The organism is Bradyrhizobium sp. CCBAU 51627, from assembly GCF_028128765.1.
Lineage (GTDB): Bacteria > Pseudomonadota > Alphaproteobacteria > Rhizobiales > Xanthobacteraceae > Bradyrhizobium.
Genome location: NZ_LBJG01000085.1, coordinates 36654 through 58431, shown reverse-complemented (window position 1 = coordinate 58431; position 21778 = coordinate 36654). Strand labels below are relative to the sequence as shown.

The following is a 21778-nucleotide window of genomic DNA, read 5'->3' as shown; positions in this document are numbered from 1 at the left end:
TTGCCCCCGGCCCCGCCCCTCTGTATACGCGCGGTCGGTATCCCCTGGCATCCGGCCCAGCGCGGGTCACCATACTGATCCTCAAGAGGGAATGCACGCGTCGTCATGAGCCGCCTCGTGATGAAATTCGGCGGCACGTCCGTCGCCAATATCGAACGTATCCGCAACGTCGCACGCCATGTGAAGCGTGAGGTCGACGCCGGCCATGAAGTGGCCGTGGTCGTCTCGGCGATGTCGGGCAAGACCAACGAACTGGTGGCCTGGTGCACCGAGGCCTCGCCGATGCACGACGCGCGCGAATATGACGCCGTGGTGGCCTCCGGCGAACAGGTCACATCGGGCCTGCTGGCCATCGTGCTCCAGAGCATGGGTATCCAGGCCCGCTCCTGGCAGGGCTGGCAGCTCCCCATCAAGACCAGCGACGCCCATGCCTCGGCCCGGATCGAGGACATCGACGGCAGCGAGATCATCAACCGATTCCGGGATCGCAAGGAGGTCGCGGTGATCGCCGGCTTCCAGGGGATCGATCCCAAGACCAACCGCATCACGACGCTCGGCCGCGGCGGCTCCGACACCTCGGCCGTGGCGATCGCCGCCGCGGTCAAGGCCGACCGCTGCGACATCTACACCGACGTCGACGGCGTCTACACCACCGACCCGCGAATCGTGCCGAAGGCCAAGAGGCTGGACAAGATCGCGTTCGAAGACATGCTGGAACTGGCCTCGCAGGGCGCCAAAGTGCTCCAGGTCCGTTCGGTGGAACTCGGCATGGTCCACAACATGCCGATCTTCGTCCGCTCGAGCTTCGACAAGCCCGAGGATATCGACCCGCATGCCAACCAGCCGCCCGGCACGCTGATCTGCAGCGAGGAGGAGATCATGGAAAGCCACGTCGTCACCGGCATCGCCTTTTCGAAGGACGAAGCCCAGATCTCGGTGCGCCAGATCGAGGACAAGCCCGGGGTCGCTGCGTCGATCTTCGGCCCGCTCGCGGATGCCAATATCAACGTCGATATGATCGTCCAGAACGTGTCTGAGGACGGCAAGACCACGGACCTCACCTTCACGGTGCCGGCCGCCGACTATAACCGCGCCAAGGACACGATTACCGCCGCCAAGGCCAAGATCGGCTATGCCAGGCTTGATACCGCTACCGACGTCGCCAAGATTTCGGTCATCGGTAGCGGCATGCGCAGCCACGCCGGCGTCGCCGCCCAGGCCTTTTCGGCCCTCGCCGGACGGAATATCAACATCCGGGCCATCACAACCTCCGAGATCAAATTCTCGGTTCTGATCGACACCGCCTATACCGAGCTTGCGGTGCGCACTCTGCACACGCTCTACGGCCTCGATCAGGCTTAGACCTAATTTTCTCTTAGCGGTCGCAGCAAACGCGAAGGTGTACACACCTTCGCGTTTGGCAGGCGTTTTGCTTGGCAAAACAAGCCTCGATTCGCTATACGGCGAACAGGGTGGGCTGCCGCAGACTGTGTCCCAGTTCAGGCCGCTGATTCGGTGCAAGCGAAGGTTTGCGCCTGCGCCGGACAAACAATTTGGTTGTTTTTCTGGAATTTTTGGCCAGCCGCCGGCCGATACCGCCGGGCCGGGCAGACGGAGGAGATTGACGGTTCATGCGGAGCGCGTCGGGAGGTCCCCGCGTCTTGTTGAGACGGCTCCGCGAAACCATGGCGGAGCAGGTCTCGGCCCAGGAGCGGCTGGACAAGATCGTGGTGCTGATCGCCGCCAACATGGTGGCCGAGGTATGCTCGGTCTACGTGCTGCGCGTCGACAACACGCTCGAGCTTTACGCCACCGAAGGTCTCAACCGCGAGGCCGTGCACCATACCGTGCTGAGCGCCCATGAGGGCCTGGTCGGCCTCGTCGCCAGCGAGGCGACGCCACTCAATTTGAACGACGCCCAAAGCCATCCGGCCTTCTCGTTCCGCCCGGAGACCGGCGAAGAGATCTATCACTCCTTCCTCGGCGTGCCGATCCTGCGCGCCGGCAACACGCTCGGCGTGCTGGTGGTGCAGAACCGCGCCAAGCGCACCTATGTCGAGGAAGAGCTCGAGGCGTTGCAGACCACCGCCATGGTGCTGGCGGAGCTGATCGCCTCCGGCGAATTGTCCGCGCTGGCCCAGCCCGGCCTCGAGCCGGCCGCACGCCATTCCACCCAGAAGGCGGGCGCCATCCTCTCGGAAGGCATCGCGCTCGGCCATGTCGTGCTGCACGAACCGCGCGTCGTCATCAAGGACTACATCGCCGAAGACCTGCCGAAGGAGATCAAGCGGCTCGACGCGGCGCTCGCCAAGCTGCGATCGGACCTCGACCGCATGCTGGAGCGCGGCGATGTCGCCGAAGGCGGCGAACACCGCGACGTGCTCGAAGCCTACCGCATGTTCGCCAACGACCAGGGCTGGTCGCACAAGCTGCACGAGGCGGTCGCCACCGGCCTCACGGCCGAAGCGGCGGTGGAGCGCGTGCAGTCCGACACCCGCGCGCGCATGCTGCGCTCGACCGATCCCTATTTGCGCGACCGGCTGCACGATCTCGAGGATCTCGGCTACCGCCTGATGCGACAGCTCGTCGGCCAGGACCACGCACCGTCGCGCGAGCAATTGCCCGACAACGCCATCGTCATCGCGCGCGCGATGGGACCGGCGGCGCTGCTCGATTACGACCGCAAGCGCCTGCGTGGCATCGTGCTCGAGGAAGGCACCGCCAACTCCCACGTCTCGATCGTGGCGCGCGCGCTCGGCATTCCCGCGGTCGGCGAGGTGCCGAACGCGCCCGGCATTGCCGACCCCGGCGACGCCATCATCGTCGACGGCACCTCGGGCGCGATCTATGTGCGCCCGTCGCAGGAGATCGAGGCAGCCTATGCCGAGCGGGTGCGCTTCCGCGCCCGCCGCCAGGCGCAATATCTTGCGCTGCGGGACCGGCCCTGCGTCACCAAGGACGGCGAGAAGGTCGAGCTTTTGATTAATGCGGGCCTCGCGATCGACCTGCCGCATATCGACGATACCGGCAGCGCCGGCATCGGCCTGTTCCGCACCGAGCTGCAATTCATGGTCGGCCAGAGCCTACCGCGCACCAGCGACCAGCTCGCGCTCTACCGCGCCGTGCTGGATGCCGCAGGCCCCAAGCCCGTCACCTTCCGGACCCTCGACATCGGCGGCGACAAGGCGCTGCCCTATATGGAGACGGTGATCGAGGAGAATCCCGCGCTCGGCTGGCGCGCGATCCGACTCGGGCTTGACCGGCCCGGCCTGTTGCGCGGCCAGATCCGCGCGCTGCTGCGTGCCGGCGGCGGCCGCGCGCTGCGCATCATGTTTCCGATGATCTCGGAGGTCGCCGAGTTCGATGCAGCGAAGGCGCTGGTCGAGCGCGAGCTGACATACTTGCGCCAGCACGGCCACACGCTGCCTGAAAGAATCGATATCGGGACCATGGTCGAGGTGCCGGCGCTGCTCTATCAGCTCGACGAGCTCTTGAAGAAGGTCGACTTCATTTCGGTCGGCTCCAACGATCTGTTCCAGTTCCTGTTCGCGGTCGACCGCGGCAATGCCAAGGTCTCCGAGCGCTTCGACACCATGTCGACACCGATCCTGCGGGCGCTGCGCGACATCGCGCAGAAATCGCAGGCCGCGAAGAAATCGCTGTCGCTCTGCGGCGAGATGGCCTCGAAGCCGATCGGCGCATTGGCCTTGATCGCAATGGGCTACCGCTCGCTGTCGCTCTCGGCGACCGCGCTCGGCCCGGTCAAGGCAATGGTGATCGACCTCGATGCCAAGAAGGCCGCAGCGATGCTCGGCCCGCTGCTGGATGCGCCGACCGGCAGCGTCTCGATCCGGCAGAAGCTGACGGAATTTGCCGAGGCCGAAGGCCTGGCGTTGTAGCGGCCTGCCGCCCGTCGCCGCCGCCTCCCTCCGCTTTTGAGACCAAACCGATGTCGTCACTTCCCGAAGCCAAACTGGACGTCCTGCTTGCGCATCACGCTTCGCTCGAAGCCGAATCGCTCGGACGGCTCTCCTCCGAGCGCTACGTGCAGGTCACACGCGAGCTCGCCGAGATCACTCCCTTGATCGAGGCGGTGAAGACCTACCGCGCCGCCGTCAAGGAGCTCGCCGACACCGAAGCGCTGATCGCCGACCCGGCAACCGATGCCGAAATGCGCAGCATGGCTGAAGCCGAGCGCGACGAGCTCAATCCGAAGATCGAGGATCTCGTACAGAAGATCCGTGTCGCGCTGCTGCCCAAGGACGCCATGGACGACCGCAACGTGGTGCTGGAAATCCGCGCCGGCACCGGCGGCGACGAGGCTTCGCTGTTCGCCGGTGATCTGTTCCGGATGTACGAGCGCTTTGCCGCCTTGCAGGGCTGGAAGGTCGAGGTGATCTCGGCGAGCGAAGGCACCGTCGGCGGTTACAAGGAAATCATTGCGGAGGTGCAGGGCCGCGGCGCTTTCTCCAAGCTGAAATTCGAATCCGGCGTGCACCGCGTCCAGCGCGTGCCTGACACCGAGACGCAGGGCCGCATCCACACCTCGGCGGCGACGGTCGCCGTGTTGCCCGAGGTCGAGGATGTCGACGTCGAGATCAAGAACGAGGATCTGCGCATCGAGACCATGCGTGCGCAAGGCGCGGGCGGCCAGCACGTCAACAAGACGGAATCGGCGATCCGCATCACCCACATTCCGACCGGCATCGTGGTGATGATGCAGGACAGCCGCTCCCAGCACAAGAACCGCGCTTCCGCCATGAACATCCTGCGCTCGCGCATCTACGACGCAGAGCGGCAGCGTGCCGACGCCGCGCGCTCGGCCGAGCGAAAGGAGAAGGTCGGCTCCGGCGACCGCTCGGAGCGGATCCGCACCTATAACTTTCCGCAGGGCCGCGTCACCGACCACCGCATCAACCTGACGCTCTACAAGCTGCCACAGGTGATATCAGGCGAGGCGCTCGGCGAACTCACCGATGCACTGACCACCGAACACCAGGCCGCCCAGCTTGCGGCGCAAGGCGCGGCGGCCTGAGCCTCAGCGCGTTTTGGCCCGGAACGATCGCAGGATCTTGGCCAGAGCCGGAGCGGCGGCACGCAGCTCGTCCAGATGAATGCGCGAGAGCGAGCGCAGCTTCTGCTCGCCCTTGACGGTCAGCTTGACCAGGACGCGGCGCGCATCTCCGGGATCGGCTTCCCGGCCGATCAGGTTCAGTTTCGCCATGCGATCGACCAGCTCCACGGCGGTATGGTGCCGGATCAGGAGGAAGCCTGCGATATCGCCGACGCTGGCGCCGTTGGGGCTCGCCAATCCCTTGATCGCAAGCAGCGCCTGATGCTGCTGCGGCGTCAATCCAGCGCTTTGGGCCGCCGTCTCGCTGAAGGCGAGGAATGTGCGGAGCTGGTGGCGGAATTGCGCAAGCGCTCTGTAATCAGCCTCGCGCATCGCAGCGCCCTTTGAGGATGTCGCAGAGACCGTACGTTCGGTCGCCCGCTTCGATTGAGCACTCACGCGATCTCTCCTTCGCTGCGAAGCGCGATCAAACGCGCTCCTTTCCGTTGACGCAAGCGATGCTGCCGATCTATCCACGATGCCAGGCAGGACGGTTCCCTTGACGGCAGATTTCGATTCCGGACCCAGCATCGAGCGTGCGCGGCGCGCGCTTGCGGCGCGGCTGCAGGCGGCCGGCATCGAGGATCCGTCGCTGGATGCTCGCCTGCTCGTGGGCGCCGCGCTGGGGCTCGATCTGACCGGCTTGGTCGTGCAGGCGGAACGATATCTCACGCCCGAGGAGGCTGTGCGGCTCGAAGGATACGCAAAGCGAAGGCTCGCCCATGAGCCGGTCGCCCGCATTCTCGGCGTGCGGGAATTCTGGGGCTTGCCGTTCCGGCTGTCCGAAGCGACGCTGGTGCCGCGGCCTGATACCGAGACCGTGGTCGAGCTGGCACTCGAGATCTTTCGCGAGCGCGCGAACGCGGGGCGACGGCCGCGCATCGCTGATATCGGCACGGGATCGGGCGCCATTCTGCTGGCGCTGCTGCACGAGATTCCCGATGCGTTTGGCGTCGGCACCGATCTCAGCCTGACCGCGCTTCATACCGCCAGGGGCAATGCCGCCGCCCTGGGCCTTTCCGACCGCGCTGGCTTCGTCGCCTGCTCCTACGCGGCGGCGCTTCGCGGGCCGTTCGACCTGATCGTATCGAACCCGCCCTATATTCCCGCCGGGGAAATTCCGAAACTGAGCATCGAGGTACGCGAGCACGATCCGCATCTGGCACTCGACGGCGGCAATGACGGCTACGACGCCTATCGCGCCCTGATCCCGCAGGCGGCCGAGCGGCTCGCGCCCGGCGGCATCCTGGTCGTCGAGGCCGGACGGGGCCAGGCCGGAGATATTGAAACCTTGATGGCAGCTGCCGCGTTATCGATCGACAGGCCGCCCAAGACCGACCTGGCGGGCATTCCCAGGGCCGTCTCGGCCCGAAAAATGCCCCCATAAAAGCCGGATTGGGCTCCAAAAACCTCTTGGAATATCCCGTGGGAACGACTACTTTCCGGTCAACACATCGGTGCCGGCCCCGTAGACCTACGGGCGAAAGCCGGGCTCTCGGGCGAGAGCTTTACTGATTATAGGTTCCAAGCCGCAGGTCCTGTTGAGCGCGATGGCCAGTTAAGCTGCGCTGCTTACCGACCGCAAAGTGAACGAAAGCCTGATATTGCGCTTGAAGACTTACGCAAGAAAGCTGGGCTTGTTTCGGCAGGCGATATGAATGGGTTCGCTGGCAATGGATGCTGGCGGGTGGGGAACGCGTCTTTGTTGAACGCGACGGTCGACGAACATTGGCAGGGTTCAATCCGCCCTTGCGCGCGGTGCGCGCGAGGACTGTGAACCGCTGTCCGCAGGCTACTCCAGGCAATCAGTGATGCGTGCAACCTTTAGGGCTGGAATCAAAGGCAGGACATGAGAAACGGTCAGAACAAGCAGCGGATGCGCAACCGCAACAACAACAATAACAACAACCGGCGCGGCCAGAACCCGATGACCCGGGTCTTCGAATCGAACGGCCCAGACATCAAGATCCGCGGCACCGCCTCGCACATCGCCGAAAAATATCTTCAGCTTGCGCGTGACGCGCGTTCTTCGGGCGACCCGGTCGCCGCCGAAAACTACTACCAGCATGCCGAGCACTATTTCCGCCTGATCGCCGCGGCGCAGGAACAGTTCCGCCAGAGCCAGCAGCCGCGCGGCGACGAGCCCAGCAGCACCGGCAGCGACGATGGCGAGGATGACGGCGAGAACTTCTCGGCGTTCGGCCAGGAGCCCGGCTTCGTTCCGCAGCCGCCGCCGCAGCAGCCCTTCATGCGCGACCGCGACGGCCAGCGTGATCACCACCAGCGCGACTACCAGCCGCGCGACAACCAGCAGCCCTATCAGCGCGATCAGCAGCAACCGCGCGAGCATCGCGAACGCGACCATCGTCCGCAGCCGCAATATCATCAGCAGCCGCAGCCGCAGAACCAGCCGCAGCCGGTCGTCGCCGATGCCGGCAACGTCGATCGGCTGCCATCCTTCATCACCGGCGCGCAGCCGCAGACGAGCGGCGCGCCTGGCGGCTTCGAAGGCGGCAGCGGTGGTGGTGGCGAGCGTTATCCGCGGCGGCGGCGCCGGCCGCATGGCGGCCCACGCCCCGAGCGCGAGGCCGCTCCCGCGGCGACCAGCGACGATCTCGCCCCCGGCGAGTAAGCTGCCCAACTCTCTTGATCTTCGTGGACTGCATCGTCCCGGCTTCGCCGGGACGATTTGTTTTCAGGTCCGCGTCACCGTCGTCGAGGACGGCACCAGGACCGGCTTCAACGAGGGAATCAGCCGCGCCCGTTCGCGCTTGGCCGGGATGGCACGATAGACCTGCTTGGTCGCTTCGACGATGTGGACGCCGGCGAACGGCAGCGACAGCGCCGCGCCGGCGCGTTCCCACATCTGCGCCGATTTCAGCACCCAGCGGCCCGCATAAGGCGGCATGAACAGCGCCTCGCCCCAGGCGGTCGGCGTGAACCAGGTCTGGCGCAACAGGTCCGTGATCTGTGAGCGCGAGTAGGGACGGCCGTGGCCGAACGGCGTGTTGTCGCTGCGCGTCCATACCCCGCGCCGATTCGGGATCACCGCGATGACACGCCCGGACGGCGACAGCACGCGCCAGACCTCGCGCAGCAGCGCGGCCGGATCATCCGACATCTCGAGCGCGTGGACCAGCAGGATGCGGTCCACCGCGGCGTCGGGAAGCGGCAGCGAGAACTCGTCGACCAGCGAGGCCAGCGCCGGCCGCCCGGTCGGCCATTTCAACACGCCCTGGGCTGCCGGCATGAAGGCGATGCAGCGCTCCGCGTCCTCGCGAAACAGTCCGAGATAGGGCGTCGGATAGCCGATGCCGAGCACACGCTGCCCCTCGGCGCCCCGCCAGCGCTCCCGGATCCCGCGATTGATCATCTGCCGCGCCACGATGCCGAGGCGCCGGGAATAGAACTCTCTGAGGTCGACGACGTCGATGGTCATGGCGGCAATGTAACATGCACAAGGCTGCCGCCGCGCGCGGAATATTGCATTGCCTGCGCAACGTTAACGCCATATTTGTCTGACGGGGCTGAGCCCGATGGAGATGTCATGGCCGCCGAAATTCGTACTTTCACCTGTTTAAACGACAATTTCGGTTATCTGATCCACGACGTGGAAACCAAGGCAACCGCGTCGATCGACGCACCGGAAGCCGGCCCCATCATCAAGGCGCTGGAACGGGAGGGCTGGCAGCTCACCGACATCCTGATCACCCATCATCACGGCGATCATGTCGGCGGGGTCGCCGAGCTCAAGCGGAAATACAATTGCCGCGTCGTCGGGCCGCATGACAAGACGACTGCGATCGCCGATGTCGATCTGCGCGTCGCCAATGGCGACGTGGTCAAGATCGGCACGCTGCTCGGGCGCGTGCTGGAGACGCCTGGCCACACGCTCGACCACATCTCCTACGTGTTCGACACCGAGAAGACCCTGTTCGCCGCCGACACGCTGTTCTCGATCGGCTGCGGCCGCGTGTTCGAAGGCAATTATCCGATGATGTGGGACTCGCTGTTGAAGCTGCGGGCGCTGCCCGACGATTTCAAGCTCTATTGCGGCCACGAATATACGGCATCCAACGTCAAATTCGCGCTCACGGTGGAGCCGGACAACGCAGCGCTTCAGGCCCGCGCGGCCGAGGTTGCGAAGCTGCGGGCGGAAAACAAGCCGACCATTCCCTCACTGCTTGGTGATGAGAAGCGAGCAAACGTGTTCCTGCGTGCGGATGAACCGTCGGTGGCGGCCAGGTTACACATGAAGGGTGCGGATGCCGCCGCAGTGTTCGGCGAACTGCGCGAGCGCAAAAACAAATCCTGAAGAACAAGTCCTGACGGGGATCGATGCCGACCGCAGCCGAGATCATCGCACGCCTCGAACTCCGTCCGCATCCCGAGGGCGGACATTATCGTGAGACCTTCCGCGACCAGACCACCGACGCCAACGGCCGCTCGCGCTCGACTCTGATCTACTTCCTGCTCGCGCGCGGCGAGCGCTCGCACTGGCATCGCATCGATGCGGTCGAGACCTGGCACTATTATGCCGGTAGCCCGCTGACGCTGCGCATCGCCCATGACGGCTGCTCCCAACACGAGGTGCGCCTCGGCGCCGACCTTATGAGCGGCGAGCGGCCGCAGGCGATCGTTCCCGCGGACGCGTGGCAGATGGCAGAGTCCACCGGCGAGTGGACGCTGGTCGGCTGCACCGTGGCACCCGCTTTCGAGTTTGCAAAATTCGAGCTCGCGCCGAAGGGGTGGGAGCCTTAGAGGGCTCTCATCGCTTCCGCAGCACCATGTCCTTGGCCGCGATCAGGCCGCCGCCGGCGATCAGGATCGCTGCAATCGCGATGTTGGCGCTGGCTTTGGCAAAACCGGCGGCGATGAGGAAGCCCGTCGACAGCAGCGGCGTCGCGTAGGAGGCGGCGCCGAGCACGCGGATGTCGCCTCGTTTCATGCCGATGTCCCAGGCGTAGAAGGCCGCACCCACGGGGCCGACGCCGAGCCCGATCACGGCGAGCCATTGCAACGCGCTCTCGGGCCACACAGTGGCTTCAAGCAAACCGTGCATCAACGCCGCGAGCACCGATGTTGCGAGACAGAAGCCGGCGACCGCATCGGTCGGGACGGCCTTCAACCGCCGCGACAGCACCGAATAGGTCGCCCAGACGAACGCGGCAATGAAAGCCGCGATCAATCCCGGCACCGCGCCCGGCGCGAAGCCGGAGGTGTTGCCGGCAAACAGCAGAACGGTGCCGACGAGGCCGAGCACGGCACCGATGATATGATGCACGGCGAGCCGCTCGCCCGGCAGGAAGGACGAGAACAGCACGATCAATAGCGGCCACATGTAATTGAGAAGGCCGGCTTCCGCCGGCGGCGCGAAGCGCAGTGCGAGGAAATAGAGCGCGTGATAGCCAAACAAACCGCCGACGCCGACGACCCACACGACCAGCGGCTGACGCAGGCTCTTCGTCGCCTCGCCCCGACCGATCCAGGTGAGCAGGCCGACGAGACCGCCGATCGCAAAGGTCATTGCCGCGAGTTGAAACGCCGGAATCCTTCCGGTCGCCACCGTCGTCACCGACAGCAGCGACCACATCAGGATCGCGGTCAGTCCGATCAGCGTGGCGGTGCGGGGAGTCATCGGCCCAATGTTTCCGTCATGGCCGGGCTTATCCCAGCCATCAACGCTCTTCCGTGGCGACGGTTGTTGTAGGGCCGTGGATGCCCGGGACAAGCCCGGGCATGACGATGTGAACAATATCACCCGGTGTGATGCGGTCGCATCACACCATGTACTGTCCGCCGTTGACCGTCAGCGTCGAGCCGGTAATGAAACCGGAGTCGTCGGCCGCCAGGAACACGACCGCGCGCGCGATCTCCTCGGGCTCACCCAGCCGGTTGGCCGGGATCTGCGGGATCACGCTCTTCTCCAGAACGTCCTTCGGCACCGCCTGCACCATTTCGGTGTTGATATAGCCGGGGCAGATCGCGTTGACGGTGATGCCGCCCTTGGCATTCTCGAGCGCAAGCGCCTTGGTGAAGCCGATGTCGCCGGCCTTCGCCGCGGAATAGTTGACTTGGCCGAACTGGCCCTTCTGGCCGTTGATCGACGAGATCGAGATGATGCGACCGAACTTGCGCGAACGCATGCCCTCGATCACCTGGCGCGTCATGTTGAACAGCGAGCCGAGATTGGTGTTGATGACGGCGTTCCACTGCTCGAGCGTCATCTTGTGGAAGGCGGTATCGCGGGTGATGCCGGCATTGTTGACGAGCACCTCGATCGGACCGAGGTCGGCTTCGACCTTCTTCACGCCTTCGGCGCAGGCATCGAAGCTGCTGACGTCCCATTTGTAGACCGCGATGCCGGTCTCGGCCTTGAACTTCTCCGCCGCCGCATCGTTGCCGGCGTAACTCGCCGCGACCTTGTAGCCAGCCGCCTTCAGCGCCTTGCTGATCGCAGCACCGATGCCCCGCGTACCACCCGTGACCAATGCAACACGTGCCATGTCTTATTCCTTCCCTTGGACTCTTCGGACGTTTCTGGCGTGATCGTTTTTAACGTTGGATTATGCGGTTGGTTTGACGGACATCAAGAACAAAACGCCCGGCGTTGAGCCGGGCGCTTGTATTTAGTCGAGGCTTGAGCGGATGCGAAGAATATTTGATTTGCAACCGCCGCCTTTTTAATCGCGTGCAACGCACTCACCGACGTGTGCAGCGCACCCGTCGGTCAAGTGTAAGCTCAGTCGCGCGCCAGACACATCGCAATGCCCATGCCGCCGCCGATGCACAGCGTGGCAAGGCCCTTCTTCGAATCACGCTTCTGCATCTCGTGCAGCAGCGTCACCAGCACGCGCGCGCCGGAAGCGCCGATCGGATGGCCGATCGCGATCGCGCCGCCATTGACGTTGACCTTGGACGTGTCCCACCCGAGGTCCTTGTTGACGGCGCAGGCCTGTGCCGCGAAGGCTTCGTTGGCCTCGATCAGATCGAGATCACCGACATTCCAGCCGGCCTTCTTCAACGCAAGACGCGAGGCTGGGATCGGGCCGGTCCCCATGATCTTCGGATCGACGCCGGCATGCGCCCAAGACACGATTCGGGCGAGCGGCTTCTTGCCTTCCTTGGCCGCCTGCTTCGCGGTCATCAATACGACGGCGGCTGCGCCATCATTGATGCCGGATGCGTTGCCGGCCGTCACGGTGCCGTCCTTCTCGAAGGCGGGACGGAGCTTGCCCATCGCGTCCAGGGTTGCGCCGTGGCGCGGATATTCGTCGGTGTCGACCACCACGTCACCCTTGCGGCTCTTGATGGTGACCGGAACGATCTCGTCCTTGAACTTGCCGGCCTTCTGCGCGGCCTCCGCCTTGTTCTGCGAAGCGACCGCAAACTCGTCCTGCTGGGCGCGGGTGATCTGAAATTGCTTGGCCACGTTCTCGGCGGTGTTGCCCATATGGTAGCCATTGAAGGCGTCCCACAGGCCATCCTTGATCATGGTGTCAACGAATTCGAGGCCGCCCATCTTGACGCCGCCGCGCAGGTGCTGGGCGTGTTGCGCCATGCTCATGGACTCCTGCCCACCAGCGACCACGATGTCGGAATCACCGTTGACCAACGCCTGATAGCCAAGCGCGACCGAGCGCAGTCCCGAGCCGCAGAGCTGGTTGACGCCCCAGGCCGGGCTGTCCACGGGGATGCCGGCCATGATCGAAGCCTGGCGGGCCGGGTTTTGCCCCTGACCTGCGGTCAGAATCTGGCCCATGATGACTTCCGAGACCCGGCCGGGCTCGATACCACCGCGCTCCAGCGCGGCCTTGATGGCGATAGCACCGAGGTCATGGGCGGGAAGGGTCGCGAAGGCTCCGTTGAAGCTTCCGACCGGGGTGCGGGCGGCGCTGACGATGACGACATCGTCTGACATGGGCATCTCCTGGGGTTATTGGGGGCAGACGGGGCTGGGAAAACGGCTCGCCAGTCTCGAACGGCATCCTGTTAACGTCATTGCGGCATGTCAATCGGCGGGTCACCAAATTCATGCCGCAGCGCATTCAAAATAGCGTTCTTGGCGTTTTCGCAAGCAAGATTTTGCTCTGCAATTAACCGTGCCGCACAAAACGGTAGCGTGAGCCCTTTGAAAATGCTTATTTTGTTGCGTTGCGTACTCTTCCCGCCCTGCGGCATAGCCCTGCAGGTTCCTGTTCTCCGCGCTTGCAAGTGAGAGCCCATGGCGAAATCAGACCAACCCACCACCATCAAGAAATACGCGAACCGCCGGCTCTATAACACCGGAACGAGCACCTATGTGACGCTCGAAGATCTCGCCGCCATGGTCAAGGACGGCGAGGATTTCCTGGTCTACGACGCCAAGACCGGCGACGACATCACCCGCTCCGTGCTCGCCCAGATCATTTTCGAGCAGGAGAACAAGGCCGGCCAGAATCTGCTCCCGACCACCTTCCTGCGCCAGTTGATCCGCTTCTACGGCGACAGCATGCAAATGGTGGTGCCGAAATATCTGGAGCAGTCGATTGCGACCCTGACCCAGGAGCAGGAGAAGTTCCGCAAGCAGATCGCCAACACGTTGTCCGGCACTCCCTTTGCGCCGCTGGAAGAACAGGTCCGCCGCAACATGGAGCTGTTCCAGCAGACCTTCTCGATGTTCAAGCCCTTCGCTCCGCCCGCGCGCTCGGCCACTCCGGAACCGGAGCCCGATGCGAACGCTGAAGCACCGAAGGACACCAACATCGAGGACCTGCGCCAGCAGATGAAGGACATGCAGGAACGCCTCGAACGGATGTCGAAAAAGGAAGAGTAGGGTTTCACGCGCCGGCGCGTCCGCATGGGGCGGGCGCGCAAACGACCAACCGATTGCGGCACCGCCATGCGGGCGCCGCCGTCCGGCCAACGCCGGAGCTTCCATGTCCGACCGCACCACGCACTGGCAGACTGTCTACGCCACCAAGGGCGAGACCGAGGTCAGCTGGTTTCAGGACAACCCTGCGATCTCGCTCGAGATGATTCGCGCTGCGGCCCCCGACCGCAGCGCCGCTATCATCGACATCGGCGGCGGCGCGTCGCGACTGGCCGATGCCCTGCTGCGCGACGGATACCACAATCTCGCCGTGCTGGACCTCTCTGCCAACGCACTCGATGCAGCGAAGCAACGAATCGGAAGCGCCGCTTCAGCGATCGATTGGATCGTTGCCGACGCCACGACATGGCGGCCAGCGAAGACTTACGATATCTGGCACGACCGCGCCGCCTTTCACTTCCTGACCGATCCGCGCGACCGGGCCGCCTACGTCGAGCGCCTGCGATCGGCGCTTGCGCCCGGTGGACATGTCATCATCGGGACATTCGCGCTCGACGGACCGGAGAAATGCAGCGGCCTGCCGGTGCAGCGGCACGACAGCGCCAGCCTGTCAGGCGAGCTCGGGCCGGAGTTCGAGCTGGTCGAGACGCGAAGCGAGATCCACCGCACGCCGTGGAATTCGACGCAGGCGTTTCAGTTCAGCCGATTCCGGCGACGGGGCTAAAAAGACGCCTTTAAGAAGCCGGTGTCATGCCCCGGCTTGACCGGGGCATCCAGTACGCCGCGGCTTCTCCGTATCCTATCACTGTCTCTGGAATACTGGATCGCCTGGTCAAGGCCGGGCGATGACAGCGGAGCAAATGGTTCCCTACGCCGCCAGCTTCACCGCATGCGCAAAGTCCCAATAGAGTTTTCGCGCCTTGGTGTAGAGCGGGCCCGGCTTCAGTTCGCGCCCATCGATGCGAATCACCGGCGCGACCTTGGCGAAATTGCCCGTTGAGAAAATCTCGTCGGCGGCGACGAAGTCGGTATAACGCAGCGTCTTCTCGACCACGGTCACGCCCTCACCGCGAAGCAGGCTGATGACGCGCTGGCGCGTGATGCCGTTGAGGAAGGTGCCGTTCGGCGCCGGCGTGAAGACCACGCCGTCTTTCGCCATGAACACGTTGGAATTGCCGAACTCGGCGACGTTGCCGAGCATGTCGAGCATCAGCGCGTTCTGGAAACCGCGCGAGGCCGCTTCCGCGAGCGCGCGCGAATTGTTCGGATAGAGGCAGGCAGCCTTGGCGTCGACCGGCGCGCATTCGGCCGCGGGCCTGCGGAACGGCGACAGCGTGATCGCGTTCCCGACCGGCTTCGGCATCGGCGCCTCGTAGATGCAAAGGCACCAATTGGTGGTCTCCGGGTCGAACAGCACGCCGCCGCCCGATCCGTTCTGGGCCCAGTACATCGGTCGGATATAGAGCTCGGCATTCGCGGCGAAGCGCGCAATGCCTTCATTGGCGAGCGAGAGCCAGGTGCCGGCATCGACCACCGGCTTCAGGCCAAAATTGATCGCGGACTGATTGGCGCGAGTGACATGGCGATCGAGATCGGGCGCGACGCCTTCGAACGCGCGCGCACCATCGAACACCACCGAACCAAGCCAGGCCGCGTGCGTGCGCGGTCCCATGATCGGCACGTTGCCGTCATGCCATTTGCCCTCGAAGAAGGTCCAGCTCGGCGAATATTCGATCGGCTTCTTGATCTCGGCCATATCAAGCCTCCCCTCAGAATGATCCAAGCACTATTGTCCCGATTTCTAAACGAATTGCTGCGGGAAAGCACCATTCCCACCCCGGAAGGAAAGACGACGCCGCGGTCAAACCGGTTATAATGTCGGGTATGTCACGGAGCTTCCCATGCCGCTCGATCCGCTCGCAAAGCGCTTGTTGACCATGATGGCTGCCGCTGCGCCCCAGGCGCGCAGCCGGCCGAGCGTCGAGGCACGGCGGCAGTCACTGGCGAAGCTGATGCAGTTTGCCCGAGCCGAGGCGCCTGACGTGGCCGTGTCGGACGGCATTCTGCCCGGTCCGGGCGGAGCGCTGCCCTATCGCCTCTATTCGCCCGCGTCTGCCGCGGAGAGCGCTCCGGGCTTCGTGTTCTTTCATGGAGGTGGGCTCGTGGCCGGCAGCGTTGCGACACATGACCGCATCGCGGCGGCGCTGGCGCATGCGACCGGGTGTCGTCTCGTTTCCGTCGACTATCGCCTCGCGCCCGAACACAAATATCCTGCCGCCGTCGACGACGCGATCGCGGCGACCGAATGGGTCGCGCGCGAAGCCTCCTCGCTAGGCATTGATGCCGAGCGCCTCGTGGTTGGCGGCGATTCCGGCGGTGCGACGCTGGCCGCGATCGTTTGCCAGGAGGCAGCGCAGAGCGCCGGCCTCTCGATCGTCGCGCAATGCCTGATCTGCCCGGTGCTCGATTTCGAGGAGACCTCACCTTCACGCGAGGCCTTCGCGGAAGGGCATCTGATCGATCGCGTCACCATCGAGGCCGACCTGTCCGACTACCTGCCCGAGGGCCTGGATGCGGCCGATCCCCGCATCTCGCCCTTGCGTGCGACACGGCTCGCGGGCCTGCCGACGGCAATCATCCACACCGCCGAGTTCGACCCGATGCGCGACGAGGGCAATGCTTACGCGCGCAAGCTGCTAGCGGCAGGCGTCGCGGTCGAGCACGTCTGTCATGATGGCATGGTCCACAATTTTCACGCCATGGGCGCGATCCTGCCGCAAGCGCAGCTCGTGCTGTCGCAGATCGGCGAGCAGGTGCGGCGGGCGGTGGAAAGGTAACGCATATCCTCGCCTCTCCCATCGCGGGAGAGTGTGCCGGTGCGATCACCGCAGGGCAAATCGCGTTCCTTGGCTGGGATCCCGCTTGACCAGACCTGTGAACACGTTCCATCTAGCAATCCGTTGTCGTCACAGCGCCACGCGTCGGATCGCCACTTGTCACATCACAGACCATTGCAGGTTACGGGATTGTGCGCTGTCGCGATGGGACTGCTTTGCCTGACGATATCGGCAGGCGGCGCCTTCGCCGCCGATGAGGATGAGAAAACACCGGCGAAGCCTGCCGTCCCGAACATCTATCTCGATCTGCGCACGATCTATGCCACGATCCCCGCGGGCACGCTCGCGCTCGGCTTTGGCAACACGTCGCTGGCGGCCGCGTTCGAAGCCCTGGCCGCACGACGGGGCACGACGCTGCCGAACGGGCTGCCGGCCGCTAGATCGATTGCGGTCGACCTGCCGCTGACGGTCGACGTCAACGATCGCGTCTCGCTCTATGGTGGCGTATCGGGCTCGACCACCGACATCGGCGGCGGCTGGTCTACCTTCGACATCACCAGCTGGAATATCGGCGTCCAGGCCGATCTCTACCAGCAGAACGGCGGCAGGATCCCGACCATCACGCTACAGTCGACCCTGACGCAGTCGGTGCCGAACGAACAGGGCATGACGAATTCGTTCAACAACATCCTGGAGTTCGACTACGCGCTCGATGAGGACGAGACGCGCGGCTGGCTTGCCGGCATGCAATACACCTACACCACGATCGCAAGCCCGTTCGCCAGCATCCGGCCGAACACGATCCTCTATGCCGGCGGCTATTACCAATGGCCGAGCAACTGGAAGTTCATCGGCCGCTTCGGCATGCAGTCGTTCGGCGGCGCGCAGCTTGCGGGCCGGACGCTGGTGCAGTCCTTCACCCAGCCGATCCTGCGGCTCGACCTTGACCGCATGGACGATAACGACAACCGCCTGTTCGGCATCACCGCGCAGATCGCGTGGATGCCGAGGCCGGCCTACCAGGTGACGCTGCGCACACCGCTCTATGCGGTGCGCAATTAACCCGGGAGCTGCGGCAGATTGTTTGTAAGTTCCGCGTCAACTGGTCGTTAATCCTCATCCGAAAACATCGGGCACGTTACACCGGGGCAAGGGACCTCGCGCGACGCTCGTCCCGCGCTTCGCTTCGTTGTTCGCATTGGAGGCCGCGAATGTCCCGCTTGGTCGCGGAACGGGCGTTCCTTGCCGGAAAGATTTTGCGCGACCTTCAGACGCCCGACGGTCGGCGCATCAGAGCCCATTGCACCACGACGTCGAATGGCGGCCGTATGCTGACCTATGTCGCCTGGAAGTCCCCGCCGCCTGCAAGCAAGGCGGCGGAGTGATGATCGCTCGCCGCAACTAATCCGGCACAGGCACGTCGAACGTGTTCAGCGTGACCGAGACCATGCAATAGACGCCGACCAGATAGGACAGCTCGGCCGCGCCGTGCTCGCCGAATTCCTTCACCGCGGCCCGATAGGTCAGCTCGGGCAGCACGCCGCCGTTCACCAACGCAGATGCCATGTCGTAGGCGACCGCCTCCTGCTTGGTAAGATCGACCGGCCGTTGTCCGGCGACGATCGTCGCGAGCTTCTCGTCCGAGAGGCCGCGCTGCTCGGCGACCAGCACGTGAGCATAGAGCTCGTAGCCGGAGCGGAAATGCGAGCCTGTGACGAGGATCGCGACCTCGCGCACCGGCGCCGGCAGCAGCGGGTTCGACGCGATCGCCTTGACCAGCTCCCACACCGGCTTGCCGAAGCGCGGCTCGCGGAGCCAGGGATTCCACGGCCCGAGCAGCGCGCCGTCGTCGCGCATGTTCACGAAGCCCTTGAAGTGGCCCCTGATACCCGCTTGCATGTCGGCATAGAGCGGCTTCTGCTCGTCGGTCAGCTCTTTCGGATCGAGAATGGGAAGGCGCACGGTGGGTCTCCTCGTTGAGAAGACGCCAAGCTCGCTTGCGTGCACACGCATGGCAAGTGAAGTTGCTGTGACATCGCTGCAATTTCGCAGATGGAAAAGACGCCGCTACGAAGCCCTCGGCTTCATGGGCTCTGGGGATTGACGACGTCCTCGACCGCAAGCGCCAATGGCTGCGCAGTCTCCAGAAACGACGACAAGGCCGCCTCGAACGGCGCCGGATCGAGACCGCGCGCGGCGAGCCAGGCAGGCTCGTAATAGGTCTGCCGGTAACGCTCGCCGGAATCGCAGATCAGCGTCACAAGCGATCCGGTCTGGCCTGCCTTTCGCATCTCCGAGGCAAGGCGGCACAGCGCCAGGAAGTTGGTGCCCGTGGAGCCGCCGACCGCACGTCGCAGCCGGCGCGACAGCACGTTCATCGCCGCGATCGTCGCCGCATCGGGAATCTTCATCATGCGGTCGACCACACCCGGCACGAAGGACGGTTCGCAGCGCGGCCGGCCGACGCCTTCGATCAACGAGGGACGTTCGCAAACATGCGAGCGGTCCTGCGAGCGGAAGCAATCGAAGAACGCGGAATGCTCGACATCGGCGACGCACAGGCGCGTCGGATATTGGCGATAGCGCAAATAGCGGCCGATGGTGGCCGAGGTGCCGCCCGTGCCAGCCCCCATCACGATCCAGTCCGGAAGCGGACGCGGCTCGCCTTTCAACTGCGTGAAGATGGACTCTGCGATGTTGTTGTTGCCGCGCCAGTCGGTGGCGCGCTCCGCAAAAGTGAACTGGTCCATGTAGTGACCGCCGAGCCGGGCCGCGAGCGCGGCGGCCTCCGCGTAGAGCGCGCGACCGTCGTCAATCAGGTGGCAATTGCCGCCATAATGCGCGATGGCGGCGATCTTCTCGGCCGAGGTCGTGCGCGGCATCACGGCGTAGAAAGGCACGCCGATCATCTCCGCGAAATAGGCTTCCGACACCGCGGTCGAGCCGGACGACGCCTCCACGACGGGCGTGCCTTCGCGGATGTGGCCGTTGCAGAGCGCGTAAAGGAACAGCGAGCGCGCCAGCCGGTGCTTCAGACTGCCGGTCGGATGCGTGGATTCGTCTTTCAGATAAAGGTCGATGCCAGACAGCGCCGGCACGATCAGGCGAATCAGATGGGTGTCGGCGGTACGGCACTGGTCGGCTTCGATGGCAGCAATGGCCTTGTCGACCCAGCCGCGCCGGTAGCTGGGGGCGATGGGATCATGCTGACGAAAGGGAAGCGGTTGCATCGGACGAATCTCTCATGAGGCGCATTGCGCATCGATAGCACGATTGTTTGACGCGTTTTCATGACGCGAACCGGCCTCCACTTCGCTGGAAAACGCTCTGCTCAAAACTCCAGCGGCGCGTTGTCGACGACCTCCTTCATGACGAAGAAGGTGCGGGTCTGGCGGACGCCGGGCAGCGCGATCAGCTGCTCGCCATGGATGCGGTTGAAGTCCTCCATGTCGCCGACGCGGATCTTCAGGAAATAGTCGAAATCGCCGGCGACGAGGTGACAGTCGAGTACGAATTTCAGCCTGGCGATCGCCTGCTCGAAAGTGGCGAAACTCTCCGGGGTCGAGCGGTCGAGCACCACGCCGACCATCACGAGCGTGCCCTTCGCCACCTTCTTCGGTGCCACCATGGCGCGGACAGTGGCGATAAACCCGTCCTCGAACAGGCGCTGGGTGCGGCGATGGCAGGTGGCGGGGCTGATCGCGACTGATACGGCCAGCTCGGCGTTGCTGAGGCGGCCGTTATTTTGCAGCAATCTCAATATTTTAAGGTCGGTTCGGTCGAGCCGGGCGGCCATGAAAGGATCTTTCGAAAAAGCAGTCAAACTCGAAAGAAGTCTTAGCAGGTGGCGCCATTTGCGCAAGATAATGCGCAGTACTGGCGCAATATTCGAAAGCACCTTTTTGCTTCACAATGCTAGCGACATCCCAGCCATAACGCCAATCGGGATGATGCAATGAACCTGGACAAATTCGCACGCTATCCGCTGACCTTCGGACCGACACCCATCGAGAAGCTGGAGCGACTGTCGAAGCACCTCGGCGGCAACGTCGAGATCTACGCCAAGCGCGAGGACTGCAATTCCGGCCTCGCCTATGGCGGCAACAAGCTGCGCAAGCTCGAATACATCATTCCCGATGCGATCGCCTCGAATGCCGACACGCTGGTATCGATCGGCGGCGTGCAGTCGAACCACACCCGGATGATCGCCGCGGTCGCCGCCAAGATTGGCATGAAGTGCCGCCTGGTGCAGGAAGCCTGGGTGCCGCATGAAGACGCCGTCTATGACCGTGTCGGCAACATCATGCTCTCGCGCATCATGGGCGCCGACGTGCGCCTGGTCGATGACGGCTTCGACATCGGCATTCGCAAGAGCTGGGAGCAGGCGGTCGAGGAAGTGAAGGCGGCGGGCGGCAAGCCTTATGCGATTCCCGCCGGCGCCTCCGTGCACAAATATGGCGGGCTCGGCTATGTCGGCTTCGCCGAGGAAGTGCGCAAGCAGGAGAAGGAACTCGGCTTCAAGTTCGACTACATCATCGTCTGCACCGTCACCGGCTCGACACATGCCGGCATGCTGGTCGGCTTCGCCGCCGACGGCCGCGCGCGAAAGGTGATCGGCATCGATGGGTCGTTCACTCCCGATCAGACCAAGGCGCAGGTGCTCTCGATCGCGCAGAACACGGCCAAGCTGGTCGAGCTTGGCAAGGACATCGTTGCAGACGACGTCGTGCTGATCGAAGATTACGCCTATCCGGCCTATGGCGTGCCGTCGGAAGAGACAAAGGAAGCGATCCGCCTCACCGCGCGGTTAGAGGCAATGATCACCGATCCTGTCTATGAAGGCAAATCGATGCAGGGCCTGATCGACCTGACCAGGAAGGGCTATTTCGAGAAGGGCGCAAAGATTCTGTACGCCCATCTCGGCGGCGCGCCGGCGCTGAACGGCTACGGTTACGCGTTCCGGAACGGCTAGCCCGCAAAGACTGTCGGTCCCGGGGCGCGGCGAAGTCGCGAGCC

Annotated in this window: 23 protein-coding genes; 13 read left to right on the top strand and 10 right to left on the bottom strand. The window is 64.2% G+C overall.

From position 1 onward, the window contains the following. Nucleotides 1-105 precede the first annotated feature (105 nt). The 3 genes from XH88_RS30370 (at nt 106) to prfA (ending at nt 5035) form a co-directional block, all read left to right on the top strand. Nucleotides 106-1362 (top strand): aspartate kinase, encoded by a 1257-nt coding sequence (locus XH88_RS30370; protein WP_271671900.1) that lies wholly within the window; start codon nt 106-108, stop codon nt 1360-1362. Nucleotides 1363-1631: 269 nt separating this feature from the next. Beyond that, complete coding sequence (ptsP, locus tag XH88_RS30365; RefSeq protein ID WP_271671899.1) at nt 1632-3899, top strand: phosphoenolpyruvate--protein phosphotransferase; 2268 nt, start codon at nt 1632-1634, stop codon at nt 3897-3899. 50 nt (nt 3900-3949) lie between these two features. Beyond that, on the top strand, nt 3950-5035 hold the full coding sequence (prfA, locus tag XH88_RS30360; protein WP_271671898.1) for a peptide chain release factor 1: 1086 nt from the start codon (nt 3950-3952) through the stop codon (nt 5033-5035). Between the two features lie 3 nt (nt 5036-5038). Here the strand turns inward: prfA and XH88_RS30355 are convergent, their stop codons facing one another. Then, entirely contained in the window at nt 5039-5446 is a 408-nt protein-coding gene (locus XH88_RS30355; RefSeq protein ID WP_271671964.1) for a MarR family winged helix-turn-helix transcriptional regulator, read from the bottom strand. A gap of 145 nt (nt 5447-5591) precedes the next feature. On the opposite strand from XH88_RS30355, the gene prmC reads away from it, so the two are divergent. Then, nucleotides 5592-6500, top strand: a complete 909-nt coding sequence (gene prmC, locus XH88_RS30350) for a peptide chain release factor N(5)-glutamine methyltransferase (RefSeq protein WP_271671897.1) — start codon at nt 5592-5594, stop codon at nt 6498-6500. Nucleotides 6501-6962: 462 nt separating this feature from the next. Further along, nucleotides 6963-7745, top strand: coding sequence for a DUF4167 domain-containing protein (locus tag XH88_RS30345; protein WP_271671896.1), 783 nt, complete (start codon nt 6963-6965; stop codon nt 7743-7745). A 63-nt stretch (nt 7746-7808) separates the two neighbouring features. Here XH88_RS30345 and XH88_RS30340 read toward each other — a convergent pair whose 3' ends face one another. Further along, nucleotides 7809-8552: a methyltransferase domain-containing protein gene (locus XH88_RS30340; protein ID WP_271671895.1), complete on the bottom strand. Its 744-nt coding sequence runs from the start codon at nt 8550-8552 to the stop codon at nt 7809-7811. Between the two features lie 108 nt (nt 8553-8660). On the opposite strand from XH88_RS30340, the gene gloB reads away from it, so the two are divergent. Together gloB and XH88_RS30330 are read left to right on the top strand one after the other, a co-directional pair. Further along, on the top strand, nt 8661-9428 hold the full coding sequence (gene gloB / locus XH88_RS30335) for a hydroxyacylglutathione hydrolase (RefSeq protein WP_271671894.1): 768 nt from the start codon (nt 8661-8663) through the stop codon (nt 9426-9428). A gap of 23 nt (nt 9429-9451) precedes the next feature. After that, nucleotides 9452-9874, top strand: a complete 423-nt coding sequence (locus XH88_RS30330) for a cupin domain-containing protein (RefSeq protein WP_271671893.1) — start codon at nt 9452-9454, stop codon at nt 9872-9874. Nucleotides 9875-9881: 7 nt separating this feature from the next. On the opposite strand, the gene yddG is transcribed toward XH88_RS30330, so the two are convergent. The 4 genes from yddG to XH88_RS30310 form a co-directional block, all read right to left on the bottom strand. After that, nucleotides 9882-10751, bottom strand: coding sequence for an aromatic amino acid exporter YddG (yddG, locus tag XH88_RS30325; RefSeq protein ID WP_271671892.1), 870 nt, complete (start codon nt 10749-10751; stop codon nt 9882-9884). A gap of 142 nt (nt 10752-10893) precedes the next feature. Beyond that, on the bottom strand, nt 10894-11619 hold the full coding sequence (gene phbB, locus XH88_RS30320) for an acetoacetyl-CoA reductase (protein WP_271671891.1): 726 nt from the start codon (nt 11617-11619) through the stop codon (nt 10894-10896). Between the two features lie 236 nt (nt 11620-11855). Continuing rightward, nucleotides 11856-13034 (bottom strand): acetyl-CoA C-acetyltransferase, encoded by a 1179-nt coding sequence (locus XH88_RS30315; protein WP_271671890.1) that lies wholly within the window; start codon nt 13032-13034, stop codon nt 11856-11858. Between the two features lie 77 nt (nt 13035-13111). Then, entirely contained in the window at nt 13112-13294 is a 183-nt protein-coding gene (locus XH88_RS30310) for a hypothetical protein (protein WP_271671889.1), read from the bottom strand. 43 nt (nt 13295-13337) lie between these two features. Here XH88_RS30310 and phaR point away from each other — a divergent pair, with 43 nt between their 5' ends. Next, nucleotides 13338-13928 carry a polyhydroxyalkanoate synthesis repressor PhaR gene (gene phaR / locus XH88_RS30305; protein ID WP_271671888.1) on the top strand — a complete coding sequence of 197 codons (591 nt, stop codon included), beginning with the start codon at nt 13338-13340 and terminating at the stop codon, nt 13926-13928. Between the two features lie 103 nt (nt 13929-14031). Continuing rightward, nucleotides 14032-14649 (top strand): class I SAM-dependent methyltransferase, encoded by a 618-nt coding sequence (locus XH88_RS30300; protein ID WP_271671887.1) that lies wholly within the window; start codon nt 14032-14034, stop codon nt 14647-14649. A gap of 144 nt (nt 14650-14793) precedes the next feature. Here XH88_RS30300 and XH88_RS30295 read toward each other — a convergent pair whose 3' ends face one another. After that, on the bottom strand, nt 14794-15681 hold the full coding sequence (locus XH88_RS30295) for a branched-chain amino acid aminotransferase (RefSeq protein WP_271671886.1): 888 nt from the start codon (nt 15679-15681) through the stop codon (nt 14794-14796). A 145-nt stretch (nt 15682-15826) separates the two neighbouring features. On the opposite strand from XH88_RS30295, the gene XH88_RS30290 reads away from it, so the two are divergent. The 3 genes from XH88_RS30290 to XH88_RS30280 all read left to right on the top strand — a co-directional run bounded on the left by XH88_RS30290 (nt 15827) and on the right by XH88_RS30280 (nt 18147). Further along, complete coding sequence (locus XH88_RS30290; RefSeq protein WP_271671885.1) at nt 15827-16762, top strand: alpha/beta hydrolase; 936 nt, start codon at nt 15827-15829, stop codon at nt 16760-16762. Nucleotides 16763-16951: 189 nt separating this feature from the next. After that, entirely contained in the window at nt 16952-17824 is an 873-nt protein-coding gene (locus XH88_RS30285; protein WP_271671963.1) for a hypothetical protein, read from the top strand. A gap of 149 nt (nt 17825-17973) precedes the next feature. Further along, nucleotides 17974-18147 carry a hypothetical protein gene (locus tag XH88_RS30280; protein ID WP_271671884.1) on the top strand — a complete coding sequence of 58 codons (174 nt, stop codon included), beginning with the start codon at nt 17974-17976 and terminating at the stop codon, nt 18145-18147. A gap of 16 nt (nt 18148-18163) precedes the next feature. Here XH88_RS30280 and XH88_RS30275 read toward each other — a convergent pair whose 3' ends face one another. From XH88_RS30275 to XH88_RS30265, 3 genes are all read right to left on the bottom strand, one after another. Continuing rightward, entirely contained in the window at nt 18164-18724 is a 561-nt protein-coding gene (locus XH88_RS30275; RefSeq protein ID WP_271671883.1) for a carboxymuconolactone decarboxylase family protein, read from the bottom strand. A 122-nt stretch (nt 18725-18846) separates the two neighbouring features. Beyond that, nucleotides 18847-19992, bottom strand: a complete 1146-nt coding sequence (locus XH88_RS30270; protein ID WP_271671882.1) for a PLP-dependent cysteine synthase family protein — start codon at nt 19990-19992, stop codon at nt 18847-18849. A 101-nt stretch (nt 19993-20093) separates the two neighbouring features. After that, nucleotides 20094-20558 (bottom strand): Lrp/AsnC family transcriptional regulator, encoded by a 465-nt coding sequence (locus XH88_RS30265; RefSeq protein WP_271671881.1) that lies wholly within the window; start codon nt 20556-20558, stop codon nt 20094-20096. A 159-nt stretch (nt 20559-20717) separates the two neighbouring features. Between XH88_RS30265 and XH88_RS30260 the strand changes: the two genes are divergently transcribed. Next, nucleotides 20718-21734 carry a 1-aminocyclopropane-1-carboxylate deaminase gene (locus tag XH88_RS30260; protein WP_271671880.1) on the top strand — a complete coding sequence of 339 codons (1017 nt, stop codon included), beginning with the start codon at nt 20718-20720 and terminating at the stop codon, nt 21732-21734. The last annotated feature ends 44 nt before the right edge of the window (nt 21735-21778 follow it).

Excerpts from the sequence above, each read along its gene's own strand:
- XH88_RS30300 (WP_271671887.1), top strand. The coding sequence starts at position 14,032 with ATGTCCGACCGCACCACGCACTGGCAGACTGTCTACGCCACCAAGGGC.
- XH88_RS30355 (WP_271671964.1), bottom strand. The coding sequence starts at position 5,446 with ATGCGCGAGGCTGATTACAGAGCGCTTGCGCAATTCCGCCACCAGCTC.
- XH88_RS30340 (WP_271671895.1), bottom strand. The coding sequence starts at position 8,552 with ATGACCATCGACGTCGTCGACCTCAGAGAGTTCTATTCCCGGCGCCTC.
- XH88_RS30330 (WP_271671893.1), top strand. The coding sequence starts at position 9,452 with ATGCCGACCGCAGCCGAGATCATCGCACGCCTCGAACTCCGTCCGCAT.
- prfA (WP_271671898.1), top strand. The coding sequence starts at position 3,950 with ATGTCGTCACTTCCCGAAGCCAAACTGGACGTCCTGCTTGCGCATCAC.
- phaR (WP_271671888.1), top strand. The coding sequence starts at position 13,338 with ATGGCGAAATCAGACCAACCCACCACCATCAAGAAATACGCGAACCGC.
- prmC (WP_271671897.1), top strand. The coding sequence starts at position 5,592 with ATGCCAGGCAGGACGGTTCCCTTGACGGCAGATTTCGATTCCGGACCC.
- XH88_RS30315 (WP_271671890.1), bottom strand. The coding sequence starts at position 13,034 with ATGTCAGACGATGTCGTCATCGTCAGCGCCGCCCGCACCCCGGTCGGA.
- gloB (WP_271671894.1), top strand. The coding sequence starts at position 8,661 with ATGGCCGCCGAAATTCGTACTTTCACCTGTTTAAACGACAATTTCGGT.
- XH88_RS30280 (WP_271671884.1), top strand. The coding sequence starts at position 17,974 with ATGTCCCGCTTGGTCGCGGAACGGGCGTTCCTTGCCGGAAAGATTTTG.
- XH88_RS30290 (WP_271671885.1), top strand. The coding sequence starts at position 15,827 with ATGCCGCTCGATCCGCTCGCAAAGCGCTTGTTGACCATGATGGCTGCC.
- ptsP (WP_271671899.1), top strand. The coding sequence starts at position 1,632 with ATGCGGAGCGCGTCGGGAGGTCCCCGCGTCTTGTTGAGACGGCTCCGC.
- yddG (WP_271671892.1), bottom strand. The coding sequence starts at position 10,751 with ATGACTCCCCGCACCGCCACGCTGATCGGACTGACCGCGATCCTGATG.
- XH88_RS30310 (WP_271671889.1), bottom strand. The coding sequence starts at position 13,294 with ATGCCGCAGGGCGGGAAGAGTACGCAACGCAACAAAATAAGCATTTTC.
- XH88_RS30295 (WP_271671886.1), bottom strand. The coding sequence starts at position 15,681 with ATGGCCGAGATCAAGAAGCCGATCGAATATTCGCCGAGCTGGACCTTC.
- phbB (WP_271671891.1), bottom strand. The coding sequence starts at position 11,619 with ATGGCACGTGTTGCATTGGTCACGGGTGGTACGCGGGGCATCGGTGCT.
- XH88_RS30345 (WP_271671896.1), top strand. The coding sequence starts at position 6,963 with ATGAGAAACGGTCAGAACAAGCAGCGGATGCGCAACCGCAACAACAAC.
- XH88_RS30265 (WP_271671881.1), bottom strand. The coding sequence starts at position 20,558 with ATGGCCGCCCGGCTCGACCGAACCGACCTTAAAATATTGAGATTGCTG.
- XH88_RS30270 (WP_271671882.1), bottom strand. The coding sequence starts at position 19,992 with ATGCAACCGCTTCCCTTTCGTCAGCATGATCCCATCGCCCCCAGCTAC.
- XH88_RS30260 (WP_271671880.1), top strand. The coding sequence starts at position 20,718 with ATGAACCTGGACAAATTCGCACGCTATCCGCTGACCTTCGGACCGACA.
- XH88_RS30370 (WP_271671900.1), top strand. The coding sequence starts at position 106 with ATGAGCCGCCTCGTGATGAAATTCGGCGGCACGTCCGTCGCCAATATC.